At 47.7% G+C, this 484-nt stretch carries 1 protein-coding gene; it reads left to right on the plus strand.

Features of this window, described 5'->3' with window-relative positions:
- On the plus strand, positions 1–484 hold a 484-nt coding region (locus AB4585_RS28150; RefSeq protein WP_372172060.1), incomplete at both ends, for an ABC transporter permease.

Here is a 484-nt window from a genome sequence, read left to right on the forward strand (position 1 = left end):
TTCGTAAGAATATCAGATCTCACTGAGCTTACCGGCGTTTCTGGTATCCATGAAATAGCGATTGCCATGGATGACTATCAGCTAGCCCCTGCATTGGCGACTAGGCTCTCTGATCTGCTAAACGCAGAGGTGAGTGTAGAAGATTGGCAGACCCTGCAACCTTACTTAAAGACGCTCATATCGAGCATGCAATCCTTTAACTACCTGCTCCTTGTTATCTTTGTGGCAGCGATGGGGCTTGGGATCATTAATATTATGCTGATGTCGGTATTTGAGCGCACACAGGAGTTTGGTGTGCTGATGGCTGTGGGGATGACGCCAGAGAAAGTAAGAGGATTGATTGTATTGGAGGCGAGCTTTTTAGGGCTCACTGGTGCAGGTGTTGGCGTACTTCTAGCGCTGGGTATCACCGCTATTTTACAAACCACAGGCATTGATCTCAGCATTGCATCTGAAGGGCTTGCTGAGTTTGGTATCGATACGT

This window comes from Vibrio sp. 10N.222.49.C9, assembly GCF_041474985.1.
GTDB classification, from domain to species: domain Bacteria; phylum Pseudomonadota; class Gammaproteobacteria; order Enterobacterales; family Vibrionaceae; genus Vibrio; species Vibrio crassostreae_C.